This is a genomic window from Paenibacillus sp. 7516 (assembly GCF_002272715.1).
GTDB lineage: Bacteria > Bacillota > Bacilli > Paenibacillales > Paenibacillaceae > Paenibacillus > Paenibacillus illinoisensis_A.
On record NZ_NPBI01000020.1, the window covers coordinates 98289 to 111386 of the forward strand.

Genomic DNA, 13098 nt, shown 5'->3' on the forward strand with positions numbered 1-13098 from the left:
AGAGAGACCATGGAAAAAGCGACATTTGCCGGAGGATGTTTCTGGTGTATGGTTACACCATTTGAAGAACAGCCAGGCATTCACGGGATTGTATCCGGGTATACAGGCGGTCACGTTGAACATCCCACATATGAGCAGGTCAAAACAGGTGAAACCGGACACGTTGAGGTGGTTGAGATCACATTCGATCCGGAGCTGTTTCCCTATGAGCGGCTGCTGGAGCTTTACTGGCCGCAGATTGACCCAACCGATGACGGAGGTCAGTTCCAGGATCGCGGAACCCAGTATCGTACAGCGATCTTTGTACACAATGAGCGACAGCGTGAACTGGCGGAGCAGTCCAAGCAGGAACTAGCCGCAAGTGGACGATTTAACCAGCCCATTGTGACAGAAATCCGGGATGCGGTTGTGTTCTACCCGGCCGAGGATTATCATCAGGATTACCACAAGAAAAATGAGAAGCATTACAAGGAAGACCGTGCCCAATCCGGACGGGATGAATTTATTGAAACAAACTGGAAGTAAGACAAGGGAAGATCATATTGCAAAAGCCGGGCAGGCTCCTTTTGGAGTCGACCCGGCTTTTTTTCTTAATCAAGGCTGATGAATTATTTTGCGGACATGGACTTAAGCACATGTTTGGACAAAGCATCATCCTGAATGGTGTAGAGGACATCATTGACATATGTTGAAGGAGTTATAATAGAAGGAACCGAAGCGCTGGCTGTGTACACATGCACGTCTTCCAGGGTTTTGGGGTTCACAATATATCCTGTTTTGGCAAAATCAAGTTGATACTGTCCATCCTGTGTCCGCTTCACTTGCATCAGCACAGGCTGTTGATCTTTGAACGTGCGCTCGGTTACTTTGCCTTTCATGTTGTACAGCTCCAGCTTGGAACCTGTAAACAGGGTATATCCGTTGCCTGCTGTCTGAATGAAGGCACTACCTGGAATGCTGCGTCCCCAAGCGAGCTTTCCATCTGCTCCGAAGCCCATGAGTTTGTTGCCTGTGTTCTCAAAGTTGGCACGCATGATGACGGAGCCATCGTTCAGTATAGCAAGTGACTCACCACCGCCGTCTCCCTGCGTGTTGGCATTGCTCGGGAATTGATAGAAGGACAGGCGGGTGAGCGAACGATCATAGATCTCCACTTTGGGATTCGCTGCTGGCTGCCAGTAACCGCCAATTTTGATTCGTTTGCTGGCATCTACCACAATGCGGTCACTGCCTGCCTGGAGTACAGCACCATTAATCGTCTTCTCGGTAATCATCTTGCCCTTCTTGTCATAAAGCGAGATAGCGGTTCGAACCGAACCGTTGGACTGTGCACCTTGACTGGAAGCGACTAGCAAGGTTTCGTCATCGAGAAGATACAGATCGGAAGGAGCATTTACCGTTCTGACCCAGTTCGTTTTGCCGGATGTGTTAAATGAATATACTTTCTTGGTTCCATCCGAATACTCCATATATACATAGGCTGTGCCGTAACTGGTGTATATTGAATCGGAGTAGGTCGTATACGGCCCGCTTTTCTCATGAAAAATATAATTCCATTTCACTTTGCCGGTTGTCGCATCCAGGGCCTGAAGTGTATCCAGCTGCCAGGCTAGCGTTGTGGCACTGCTTGTCTTGGTCACAGGCTGGGAGGAATGTACGTATACCAGGTTTTTGGCAGGGACAGCGTTGATCTCCTTGACCAGGACGTCTTTCTCCGTGTTGACTTGGGATTGCATCAGTGAAGGCGAAGTCCAAGCGGGTTTGGGAAGCGGCTCACTCTGTACTGCGGCATAACCCGTTGTATTCATACTGAAGAGGAGCACGCCGCTGAGTAGCAGGGCTGCCCAAGTTTTGGTATTGCGTTTGTTTAATGTAAGCAAGTTATAAACCACCTTTCTTCAGTTCAAAATAGAACCGATTGTTGAATTCTACCATTTAATCCAGTTCGAATTCAACCTGAGAGACTGTAACCTTTTATCCGTGATGTATCCTATTATCTATGTTTGATGAAGTGTAACGGTTACAGGGAATTCATCTTCTTCCGAACCGGGTAGAAGTTTGTTATATTAAGTGCGGTAATGATGGTTAATTCTAACATAGGCACGATTCAGACAGAGGAATGTACAAGGAGATCAGACATGAATTGGAATGACAACTTAACCCCTTGGGTCATTGGATCGATCGCTGTATTGCTGCTGCTGGCCTTGGTAATTCGGCGAATCATCCGGCGGGGACAGCGTATACGCAGTGAAGCCAACCCTCGCAAGATTTCAATCAAGGATATCGACAAAATGGAAGATGGTTCGGAGTTTGAGTTGTATCTCTTTCATTTGTTTCAACAGCTCGGATACGAAGAAGTTCACAAGACGACCAGCAGCCGTGACTTCGGAGCGGATCTTGTGTTTACAGACCGGCTGGGCAGACGGAATGTGATTCAGGCCAAACGATATGGAGCGAATCATCCGGTTGGTTTGAGTGCTGTGCAGGAGATTTACACCTCGATGCGTTATTATGAAGCAGACCGCTCAATCGTTCTGACTTCAGCGAGGTACACGGAAGCCTGCCGGACTCTGGCTGCGGTCAACGGTGTGAAGCTGCTGGACCGGGAAGATCTGATGGATCTGATTGTCCTGTTCAAGTCGAGAAGAGTGGAAGAAGCCATGGAGCTCATTGAAGAAGATGATCAGGAACCGGTAGAAACCTGGCAATCGAGACGAAAACGAACTACACGCTAGAGTTCTAAATTAGAAATGCATTTATCAGGCCCGATTGGGCCTTTTTACGAAGAAACTAGGCAGGGTTCACCTTCACTTGCATGCCTGCACATGATATATTGATTGTATTCAACCAAAGGAGAGTGTATATCCATTATGGCACGTACCCAAACACAAAAAGCATTACGCAGAGCAGAGCGCTCAGGACAATATTGTCCCGAACAGAGCCGAAGAGTAAACGAAAATTATGGTGCATTATCCCAACATGTTCGACTCATGCCAACCAAACAAGAAAAACTGCAAAAGGTCAAACACAAGAAGCGGATCATCCAGGATGGTGGTGCTTCTTTTTATTTTGTCCACGGGATGTGCGGCAAGGGCGCTTAATGAATGTTTTACTTAACGCTTTGGTTGGATTGCTTCATTGAAGACTGATAAAATGGAAAAATAGGACAAACTGTAAAATCGTAAATGCGAACCATGAATCCTGTGAGAAAGGACGAATGATCCATCATGACTACAACCCTGCGTACGACAAAGGCAGCTGTTCGGCGCTTTTTGCTGCATACACAATTGCTGCTGGAACGCTGGCCAGCAGAATCGGGATCGTCCGGACCGGATCAGGTTATGCGTCTGATTCGTAACTTAGGCTGCGTGCAGATTGATCCGGTTGCAGCAGTGACCGGTAATCAGCATTTGGTTCTGGGTGCCCGCGATCCGGGGTACGATCCTGCATATTTACATACTTTGCTCCGTGAGCACAAGGTATTCGAGTATTTTGCCAATGCCGCATGTGTCATCCCGATGGAGGATTACGCGTACTTCGAACCTGTGCGTGCAAGATTAAGGGAACGGCTTAATCCATCCCTGCAGGGTCTGGAGGTAACCGTACAGCATGTCCTGCAGCGTCTGAGGGAGGAAGGACCGCTACCCTCCAAAGCATTTCGTGCGGTTGAACGAGTCAGTGGTTATTGGGATCGTCCGGATGCACCAAAGACCAAGGATACAAGTCTTGCACTGAACCTGCTGCTGGATACTGCGGCCATCCGGGTCGTAGCAAGGCAGGGCAATGAACGATACTTTCAGATCACTGAACCGGATCTGTATCAACAGAGGCCTGGCCTTAGTGTCGAACAGGAGGCGCATATCCAACAGCAAGCACTTCTGGATAAATACATCCATGCCTATCGGGTAGTGGATACCCGTGATGCCAGACTCGGATGGCTCAAATGGTCCGCAGCTGAGCGGCGTGCCCAAATGGCTGCACGTGTGGCGGATGGACGAATGATCCCTCTGGAGATTGAGGGGGTCATGACAACCTACTACATCCGGACAGAGGATGAAGAACTGCTGCTGAGAATGCAGCAGGACGAGACACATTATGAGGCATCAGGTGCGGTCCGTTTCTTACCCCCATTGGATAACCTGCTCTGGAGAAGGGAACGGATTGTGGATTTGTTTGATTTTCATTATAAGTGGGAGATTTATACGCCTGAAGCGAAACGGACGTATGGCTATTACGCCATGCCCATTCTTCACGGGGATCGGCTGATCGGACGGATGGATCCCAGACTGGATCGTAAAACGGGAACGCTCACGGTCCGTTTGTTATCTATGGAGGAAAGTGCTCCTCCGGTGGAAGAATGGATGTCCGATTTTCGGGATGGACTCGCCTTCTTCGCCACCATGCATGGAGCGCAGTCCATCAAGGTGGAAAAGACGGTACCTGCAGCTCTAAAAAAAGGATTGAAGTCCCTATGATCCTCTGATGCATGAAGGGGATATGAGATTGAAGAAGATAAATCATTCACTCTATAAATCTGAACATAACAAAAGGAGAGCCCTGGGCTCTCCTTTAATTTTATATTATTCGTTGATGTACGTACCCGCGTTGCGTATCTCTGATTCGCGATTAGCGCAGATGTGGTACTTCCACATTGGGATCCACGTCAGCTTCATAGTCCACGCCATCGGTCTCAAAACCAAACAGCTGGAAGAACTCGCGACGGTACCCTTCGAGATCCGACAGATCGTAGATGTTGTCTGTGGTCAGCTCATTCCAGAGCTTCGCGACTTCATCCTGTACATCCTCTCTCATCTCCCAATCGTCAATCCGAATGCGTCCTTTCTCGTCTGTTGGAACGTCCCCTCCGGCATACAGGCGATCAGCGAACAGACGCTGCAATTGCTCGATACAGCCTTCGTGCAGTCCTTTTTCCTTCATGACTTTGTACAAGGCAGAGATGTACAGCGGCACAACAGGAATCGCGGAACTGGACTGGGTGACAAGTGCTTTCGCTACAGTCACATATGCACGTCCACCCGTCGCACTCATGCGATCATTCAGCTTGTGTGCCGTCGCCTCCAGATGATCCTTGGCCTGACCAATGGAGCCTTCACGATAGATGGCCTGTGTCAATTGAGGACCGATATAGGAGAACGCAATCGTCGTTGCGTCGTCTGCCAGCACGCCGCCTTGCTGCAGTGCATCCATCCACAGTTCCCAGTCTTCCCCGCCCATTACCGTTACCGTTTGGCGAATCTCTTCTTCGGTTGCAGGCTCCAGGGTAACGGAAGTGATTTCGCCCGTATGGAAATTGACCGTTTTGTTCGTGTACGATTGTCCGATTGGTTTCAGCACGGAGTTGGAAACTTCCCCGGTGTTCGGATCGGTGCGCCGTGCGGACGCCACGCTGTAGACGACAAGGTCAACTTGGCCGAATTCGCTGCGGATCAGCTCAACCGCTTTTTCTCTCGTTTCGTTAGCAAATGCATCCCCAGTAATGCTGTACGATTTCAGGCCTGCTTCTTCCGCGGCCTTCTCAAATGCAGCAGAATTGTACCATCCTGCCGAAGCGGTACGCTTGTCCGTCGAGCTGCTTGGGCGGTAAATACCGATGGTATTCGCTCCTGCGCCAAACGCGGAGACAATACGTGATGCGAGTCCGTATCCGGTAGAAGCACCGATAACGAGCACATTACGTGGCCCTTTCAGCGCCGGTTGGGATTTCACGTATTCAATCTGTTCTTGCACCTGTGCGGCACAACCTACAGGATGGGAAGTCGTACAAATAAAACCACGCGTTCTTGGTTTAATAATCATTCATTGGCATCCTTTCATTATCAACTCATGTGTCAATAGTTAGTCCATATTCTCCATTGCATACCTCCTTATTGTAAAACAATTGTCACCGAAACGGAAACCGTTTCATTTGAATTCGTCAAAAGGGTGGCATTGATTCCCTGATTTTGCGATGATAGTTCATAGCATTTACAGCAATGAATCGAAAGGAACACACGCCCATGCTGAAGGAACGGATTGAATTTCTGAGTAAAAGAAAGCAAATTTCCCGCAAGGACCTGGTTGAGGGTCTGGTGACACAGGCTCATTTTGCGAATATACTGGCGGATCGGTATCCGCTTCCCGAGGACTTGGCTGAAGCCCTTGCTTCACGCCTGGCAGTCAAGCCGTCTTATCTGCTGCACGCAGCGGATCAGAGTGAGGAGACACTGGAACGGGCAGAAGCCATTTTTGCACAGCTGTCCGTGCCGGCTTCGGCCATACCGGAAGACACCGTGCATGCGCTGGAAGACCGGGATGATGCGCTGACGGTTGAGCTGACGACCGCTCTTATGAAAGCTGTGTATTACCAGCAGCTGAACGATGCAGCCGCTCATGAATACATCCATACTTCCTATTTGAATTATTATTTGGAGAAATACGGTCGTCCGGATGATGTCGATCTGCCTCGTCCGCTGGCGAAAGCCCTCTTGTATTACAAAGTGCAATATTATCGTTCCAAGCTTGCTTATGTCGACGTATTGACTCATGCAACAAGACTCAATGAGCTGGCTCTCCCTGGAAGTGAGTTTTGGCTGTCGGTACAAAATATCAAAATGGAAGCCTATATTCAGGTCAAACAATATGAAGAGGCCAAACAGGTCTTTGAACTGACGATGCGACATGTGTATGATCAGCGTCTATTCCACCGCTTGTCGGGTTTATATGTTGCATATAGCGGTTATTGCTTCGCCATGGGGCTTGTGCAGGAAGCCCTCTCGGCTCTTACGATGGCGGAAGCCAACCTGGTGTATGCCGGGAATCAGGGAGATCTCGTTACTGCGATTGCTAACAATCGAATTGTCATGCTGACCATGACGGGCGAACTAGACAAGGCTCAGACGGAGATTGAGCGATTTGAGACGCTGCTGCTGCAGGAGCCGGAAGAAACACAGCAGGCGATGAAGCCGCTCATCTGTGTGTATCGCTGTGAGGTGGCACTTGGCCGCAAACATTGGGGCATGCTTGCACAAAGTGTGGATCACCTGCTGAAATATGCAATAACAGAAGATCAACAGATGAGTGGAACGTTTTATCAGAGTCATCTGGCCCTGGCACATGGGAATCGTGAAGCGTTTATGGAACAGGCCCTCGCATGCCTCCCCTATTTCGAATCGACACAGCATGCCATGAGACTGGAGCCGTTATATGAGGGACTCGCGGTGGTATCCGAGGATCAGCGCAGGTATAAAGAGGCAGCGATGTATTATAAGAAGCTGGTTTATCTGCTGCGCAAAAAATAAGGGAGTAAATTAGCTTGAGATGCATGCTTTGACGCTGTTTATTGTTCAGTGCGGGTCCATTTTCCACAAAATAAATGATTCCGGGACCAATTAAAGGGCCGATACTCGGCTCTTTTTTTGCGAATTAAATGAACTAAATATAAAAATCAGCCATCATATCGGGATTGAATTTACGGATTTGGCGTTTATTTTGTATGCAGTCAGAAGTATATTCAAGGCGAAGCCCTCCTGTTTATAATGAATATATAACAAAAAACAAACAAATGAGGTGTTTCGGATGGGATGGTTTAGCAAGAAGAACAAACAGGAAGACGCCATTGCAAAAGCAGATCGAGTGATGAACAAAGGACTTACCGGCCTGATGATGAAAGGCTTTGTACCCAAGCAGCACCGGGAAGCAATCAATCAGAGTCTGGATTCGGCGAAACAGGCACAACTGGCAGCGACGGGTTCACTTCCCTTAACAGCCACGGCTACGGTCCTCACGATTACCGATACAGGAAAGCTGATCAACTTTGATCCCATTGTGGTACTCGTATTGGATGTAACGGAGACGAGTGGCAGACAGTATCAGCGAACGCTGGAAACGCTAGTATCCAAGATGCAGATTCCCCGGGTGGGAGACCGGGTTGGATTAGGTCAGAATCCTGCGAATCCGTCGGAACTGATTTATATGGGATTGTTGACAGGTTAAATGTTCACCCCAAGGATTAAGCACAGTACGGATAGAGAGTAGTTTGTTTTATTCATATAACAACGAATTATAGAGATGAAGGAGTGGGGGATATGACAGGTATATTGAGATTGATTGGTGTGTTGACCGTATTCGGGGTGGGATTTTCGCCATTTCTGGCACAGCAGCTCTGGAATGATCCCTTTATCATCATGCAGGCCTGGTGGTATAAACCGGCGATCTTTGCAGGCTTTGGACTAATTTTCATTCCAACCATTCTAAGTAACATCTTTGGCGTGGGTCGGGTGAAGTCAGGACTTCCTGCTGTAGGCGTCATTCGAAGCGTTCAGCAGACAGGCACGTATATTAATGAACAGCCAGAAGTGAGGCTCAGCCTGACTGTATCGCGCAAAGGACGGGAGAAATATGACACTGAATTGAAGACGGTCGTCCCCCTTACAGCGCTGGCACAGTTTCAGCCAGGAAGTTTTGTTCCGCTGGTCGTTTCCGAGAAGGATGAGCGTAAGGTGGGGATTGATCTGAAAGGACAGCTATCGCAAGCGGACCTGCAGGAACTGCTTAACGAGAAGATGATCCAGGAGGGCGTTTCTCCAGATATGATGGATATTGCCCGTACGGGAGAGAAAGCGATGGCCAAGATTCTCGACGTCACCCCGCTGGGGAATTCGGGAACAGGCAAGATTAAGCTTCAGCTCACGCTCAGTGTGACCCCGCCGAATGGGGAGACGTTTCAAGTGACAACGCAAAAGGATATTTTGCCTTCCGCACTCTCTCAGGTTCAGCAGGGTCACATCATTAACGTCATCTATTCCAAGCAGGATCCATCCAAGCTGGTACTTGCATTGAATGTGCAGGAGGAGCAGTTAAGCCATTTGTTCTCATCGTGATCCATATGCCTAAGACGGTTCTCTCCGCAGAGGAGGAACCGTCTTTTTTGAATAGCTGTAAGTTATGAATCGTGGCTGGACGCGAGTGGGCTGAGCATATCCCGGAATGATGGGAATAGAGGTACAGCCCAGCCTTCAAGCTGTTCGCGACTAGGCCATTCATCGTGCACCAGCAGTTCATGATCGAACCAAACGACAGCATAATCATGGTCACCACCCGGTTTGCGAATGTCCCAGCATACCGGTCCGGCGTCATCTTCGTATGTAGCGAGTGGAATGTACCCTTCGACGATTAGTGGTTTCCAGGCTACCCATAACTCCTGTAAGCGACGTAATGGACGATCGGAGGGTAGATCCGGCAGACCTATGACAAAGTCATCGAAACGCAGATAGACATTCATGACGTATCTTGTGCTCAGATATGCACGATATAGCGGCGGGACGGGAACGGGCAATCCACAGGATTGCTCCAGCTCGCGTATCTGATCCTCCGTCACCATAGAAGCGAGCATTCTCCAACGAACCCAGCCTTCGTCATCTACTGTACCATCCTGCATATCCATAGGCACGCCGTAATCCTCATCCTCTGTTTTGGCTGGAAGGGACATCAGGATGTCTTGATGAGGGGTATTAAAATAGTTATCCAAGCATTGTTCAATGTAAGTCCGATCTTGCAGCAAGATGTTCGAATCATTCAAAGCGATTCACTGCCTTTCTTCCGGGTTGGATCTATATGATTGGAATGATGAGAAGATGGTCAGATGATACCCAGACGCATGCGGTAAGAAAACAAAACCGTTCTCGATTGTCCGTCAAATACCCGGGTTGCGAGCGTTCTGAATTCATCCGCGGCCGTTAATAGTTCGTCTGCTCCAAGCTTCAGCGCTGTCTGCAAGCCGCCCTGGCTGAGGGCCAGATTGACGTACCGATCTGCATCAAACGTCTCATGGTGATGGAATACGATCTCACGGGCATATCGGAACAGGCCCGATTGGCTTATTTGCTGCAGATGTCTGTCCTTGCTCCATTTATGAGCCTGGTTTTCCTGTGCTTCCAGACTGGAGGCTTGCAGATCGGCTTCCGAGATCAGCTGCTGATATGCCTGCTCCAGCTGCCAATCGAGGACAGGTGGCCAGTCACAATCATAAGCGGCAAATATGCCTCCTGGTCGCAGTACACGTGCGAATTCACGAAGTGTGGACTCAGGCTCCATCCAGTGGAACGATTGGGAGCAGGTTACAATATCCACACTGCCGTCTGGCAATCCCAGTTCATGAGATAAGCCTGATACAAATCGCAGATGATCCGGTTTGCCAGCAGCCTCCCATTTGGCCTCCGCCACAGCTCTCATGTCATCGCTGGGTTCTACACCAATAATGCGTTCAGCTTCATTCAGCCAGATCCATGAGGATAACCCGGTGCCGCAGCCCACATCTGCAACCAATCTTGGTTTGGTGCCGAGATAGGTGTTCAGAATTTCCACGACTTCTGTGGGTGCAGCCGGGCGATTCTGGTCATATAACGTACCGAAGCCTTTGAAACGTTCCACATTGTTGCGTCTGATGTCTTGCATGGATAAACCTCCTCTACAAAATGGGCGACTTGCAATGAATTGATAAATTCAACTTCTTGGCAATTCCATTATATCATTCATCGGGCTTGAAGCCGTCAGGATTGAATGTTTGCACGTGTTTGACAGCCTGTTGATATCGGCGGAGCAGTTCATGTCTAACATGTGGAGGTTCGAGAACGGTCAGTTCAGCACCAAATGACATCAGAAACGAATACAGCCGCTCTCCTTCATGAATTTCCAACGTCACCCGAAGCCGACCATCCGGCTGTTTGTTGATCCGGGAAGGTTCGAAGAAATCAAGCGCCCGATAAGCAATGGAACTTGAAAATAAGAGATCCAGAGATAAGGGAGCGTTCACAGTTGTCTTTTCCACGCCGGCTGTGGAAGAAGCTGATCCATGCTCTTGCAGCCTGGGCAGCAAACGTAGCTCGGAGATCCGTTTCATCTTGAATGTCTTTTTCTCGGTAGGATGCGGCAGGCTTTCGTCCTGTCCTTCGATATACCATGTACTATTTTTGAAAATGAGTTTGGCGGGTGCGATGGTTTCCACACTTGGTTCTCCGTCAGAGTCGATATAGTTGAATGTCATCCCTTGCTTGGTCAGTATGGCCTGCTTCACTAAGTTGAACATTTCTCTTTCCTGCACAGGGATATTGCCCCACGGGGAGAAATCGAATTCAATCCAATCCAGTTTGTGATCAAACAAGGCAGTTAGCCGTTTCAGCATATGGACACTGTTCAGGTGGGGAATGGCGCTGATACTGTACAGGCCAAGCAAAATTTCGTTCTGATCTTCTTCAGACAGCAGGGACTTGTCCATGACATAATTGTCCATTAGATGGATGCCACCGTGCTTGCCAGTGGTGGTGTAGACGGGAATTCCCGCCGCGCTCAGCCGGTCAATGTCACGGTAGACTGTGCGTACCGAGATTTCTAACAAGCGGGCGAGTTCAAGCGCGGTGGCTTTCTTTTTTTCGAGTAACAGCAGCAGCATTCGGAATAATCGGTTATTTTCCATGCCTTGATTATACCATGACAATAGGTGTCAGGGTATGGATGCTACACTGGTATTACAGTGTTAAGCAGCTCATTCAGAGGAGGACTTGTCATGAAAATGAAAGATGGATTTTACTGGGGCGGCGCAACAGCTGCCAATCAATTCGAAGGCGGATGGAACCAGGGCGGCAAAGGCCCGAGCACATCCGATATGATGACAGGCGGAACCCATACGACTCCGCGGCGGATAACGCCAGTACTTGAAGAAGGCACGTATTACCCGAGCCATGAGGCTGTAGACTTTTACGGACATTACAAAGAAGATATTGCCATGATGGCAGAGATGGGCTTCAAAATGTTCCGCATGTCCATCAACTGGTCCCGGATCTATCCGAACGGTTACGATCTGGAGCCCAACGAAGAGGGATTGCAGTTCTATGATCAAGTTTTTGCCGAACTGAAGAAATATAACATCGAACCGTTGGTAACCATCTCTCACTATGAGACACCATTTGGTTTGACGCAAAAATACAACGGATGGGCTTCACGTGAAGTGATTGATTGTTACCTCCGTTATTGTACAACCCTGTTCAATCGTTATAAGGACCAGGTGAAATATTGGCTGACATTCAACGAGATCAACTGTCTGACCATGCCGATGGGCGCATATATGGCGGCGGGTATTCTGTTTGAAGGGAAAGAAACATTGACGGACGGCATCGACGATCCGCAGACTCGCTTCCAGGCATTGCATCATCAGTTCGTGGCGAGTGCGAAGGCTGTCAAGCTTGGACATGAGATTAACCCCGATTTCCAAATCGGCTGCATGGTTGCGTTCATGACAACTTATCCGAATACGTGTAATCCGGACGACATTTTGCTTGCCCAGAAGAAGGATCAGATCTCCAATATGATCTGTGGGGACGTGCAAGTCAGAGGGGCATACCCTGGTTTCGCCAAACGTTTCTTCGCAGAGCAGGGCATTCAGATCGAAATGCAGCCGGAAGATGAGCAAACCCTGCGTGAGGGCTGCGTGGACTTCTACTCCTTCAGCTATTATATGTCCTTGGTTGAAAGTGCGGACGAGTCCTTGGAGAGAGCCGAAGGCAACCTGCTGGGCGGGATCAAGAATCCATACCTGGAAGCTTCCGACTGGGGCTGGCAGATTGATCCGAAAGGATTGCGTTACACGCTGAATCATCTCTATGATCGCTATCAGGTGCCATTGATGGTCGTTGAGAATGGTCTGGGTGCAGTCGATGTGGTAGAAGAAGATGGCACCATTCAGGATGACTATCGCATTGATTATTTGAGAGGCCACATTGAGCAAATGAAAGAAGCAGTCGCGGATGGAGTGGAGCTCATTGCCTACACGATGTGGGGATGTATTGACCTCGTCAGCGCATCGACCGGAGAGATGAAGAAGCGTTACGGCTTCATTCATGTCAATAAGGATAATGATGGAAATGGTGATCTGAGCAGAACGCCGAAGAAGAGCTTCCACTGGTACAAAAAAGTCATTGAATCCAATGGCGAAGAACTATAATGGATTGCTGATAAAAAGAGATGCCGTACCCGCTTGTTCCCTCTATGGGAATAGGCGGGTATTTGCTTTTGAATAAAATCTTGAATTATTTACATACTTAACTC

The 13098-nt window shown here is 48.8% G+C and carries 13 protein-coding genes; 8 read left to right on the forward strand and 5 right to left on the reverse strand.

Going from position 1 to position 13098, the window contains the following annotated elements; all coding sequences use genetic code 11:
- Positions 1–9: 9 nt before the first annotated feature.
- Positions 10–525 carry a peptide-methionine (S)-S-oxide reductase MsrA gene (gene msrA / locus CHI14_RS16360; RefSeq protein ID WP_095289573.1) on the forward strand — a complete coding sequence of 172 codons (516 nt, stop codon included), beginning with the start codon at positions 10–12 and terminating at the stop codon, positions 523–525.
- An 83-nt stretch (positions 526–608) separates the two neighbouring features.
- Here msrA and CHI14_RS16365 read toward each other — a convergent pair whose 3' ends face one another.
- On the reverse strand, positions 609–1880 hold the full coding sequence (locus CHI14_RS16365; protein ID WP_095289574.1) for a hypothetical protein: 1272 nt from the start codon (positions 1878–1880) through the stop codon (positions 609–611).
- Between the two features lie 258 nt (positions 1881–2138).
- Between CHI14_RS16365 and CHI14_RS16370 the strand changes: the two genes are divergently transcribed.
- The 3 genes from CHI14_RS16370 (at position 2139) to CHI14_RS16380 (ending at position 4475) form a co-directional block, all read left to right on the forward strand.
- The gene (locus tag CHI14_RS16370; RefSeq protein WP_095289575.1) at positions 2139–2735 is read left to right on the forward strand and encodes a restriction endonuclease; all 597 of its coding nucleotides are present in this window, start codon (positions 2139–2141) and stop codon (positions 2733–2735) included.
- A 135-nt stretch (positions 2736–2870) separates the two neighbouring features.
- On the forward strand, positions 2871–3101 hold the full coding sequence (locus tag CHI14_RS16375; protein WP_095289576.1) for a hypothetical protein: 231 nt from the start codon (positions 2871–2873) through the stop codon (positions 3099–3101).
- A gap of 126 nt (positions 3102–3227) precedes the next feature.
- Complete coding sequence (locus CHI14_RS16380; RefSeq protein ID WP_095289577.1) at positions 3228–4475, forward strand: winged helix-turn-helix domain-containing protein; 1248 nt, start codon at positions 3228–3230, stop codon at positions 4473–4475.
- A gap of 151 nt (positions 4476–4626) precedes the next feature.
- Here CHI14_RS16380 and fabV read toward each other — a convergent pair whose 3' ends face one another.
- The gene (gene fabV, locus CHI14_RS16385) at positions 4627–5817 is read right to left on the reverse strand and encodes an enoyl-ACP reductase FabV (protein ID WP_095289578.1); all 1191 of its coding nucleotides are present in this window, start codon (positions 5815–5817) and stop codon (positions 4627–4629) included.
- A 200-nt stretch (positions 5818–6017) separates the two neighbouring features.
- On the opposite strand from fabV, the gene CHI14_RS16390 reads away from it, so the two are divergent.
- The 3 genes from CHI14_RS16390 (at position 6018) to CHI14_RS16400 (ending at position 8879) form a co-directional block, all read left to right on the forward strand.
- A complete protein-coding gene (locus CHI14_RS16390; protein ID WP_095289579.1) occupies positions 6018–7298 on the forward strand; it encodes a transcriptional regulator in 1281 nt (426 codons plus the stop codon).
- A gap of 277 nt (positions 7299–7575) precedes the next feature.
- Positions 7576–7992: a hypothetical protein gene (locus CHI14_RS16395; RefSeq protein WP_095289580.1), complete on the forward strand. Its 417-nt coding sequence runs from the start codon at positions 7576–7578 to the stop codon at positions 7990–7992.
- 92 nt (positions 7993–8084) lie between these two features.
- The gene (locus CHI14_RS16400) at positions 8085–8879 is read left to right on the forward strand and encodes a hypothetical protein (protein WP_095289581.1); all 795 of its coding nucleotides are present in this window, start codon (positions 8085–8087) and stop codon (positions 8877–8879) included.
- A gap of 62 nt (positions 8880–8941) precedes the next feature.
- On the opposite strand, the gene CHI14_RS16405 is transcribed toward CHI14_RS16400, so the two are convergent.
- From CHI14_RS16405 to CHI14_RS16415, 3 genes are all read right to left on the reverse strand, one after another.
- The gene (locus CHI14_RS16405; protein ID WP_141236693.1) at positions 8942–9559 is read right to left on the reverse strand and encodes an SMI1/KNR4 family protein; all 618 of its coding nucleotides are present in this window, start codon (positions 9557–9559) and stop codon (positions 8942–8944) included.
- 77 nt (positions 9560–9636) lie between these two features.
- A complete protein-coding gene (locus CHI14_RS16410) occupies positions 9637–10452 on the reverse strand; it encodes a class I SAM-dependent methyltransferase (protein ID WP_095289583.1) in 816 nt (271 codons plus the stop codon).
- A gap of 73 nt (positions 10453–10525) precedes the next feature.
- A complete protein-coding gene (locus CHI14_RS16415; protein ID WP_249281147.1) occupies positions 10526–11470 on the reverse strand; it encodes a helix-turn-helix transcriptional regulator in 945 nt (314 codons plus the stop codon).
- A gap of 90 nt (positions 11471–11560) precedes the next feature.
- Between CHI14_RS16415 and CHI14_RS16420 the strand changes: the two genes are divergently transcribed.
- Positions 11561–12994, forward strand: a complete 1434-nt coding sequence (locus CHI14_RS16420) for a glycoside hydrolase family 1 protein (protein WP_095289585.1) — start codon at positions 11561–11563, stop codon at positions 12992–12994.
- Positions 12995–13098 lie beyond the last annotated feature (104 nt).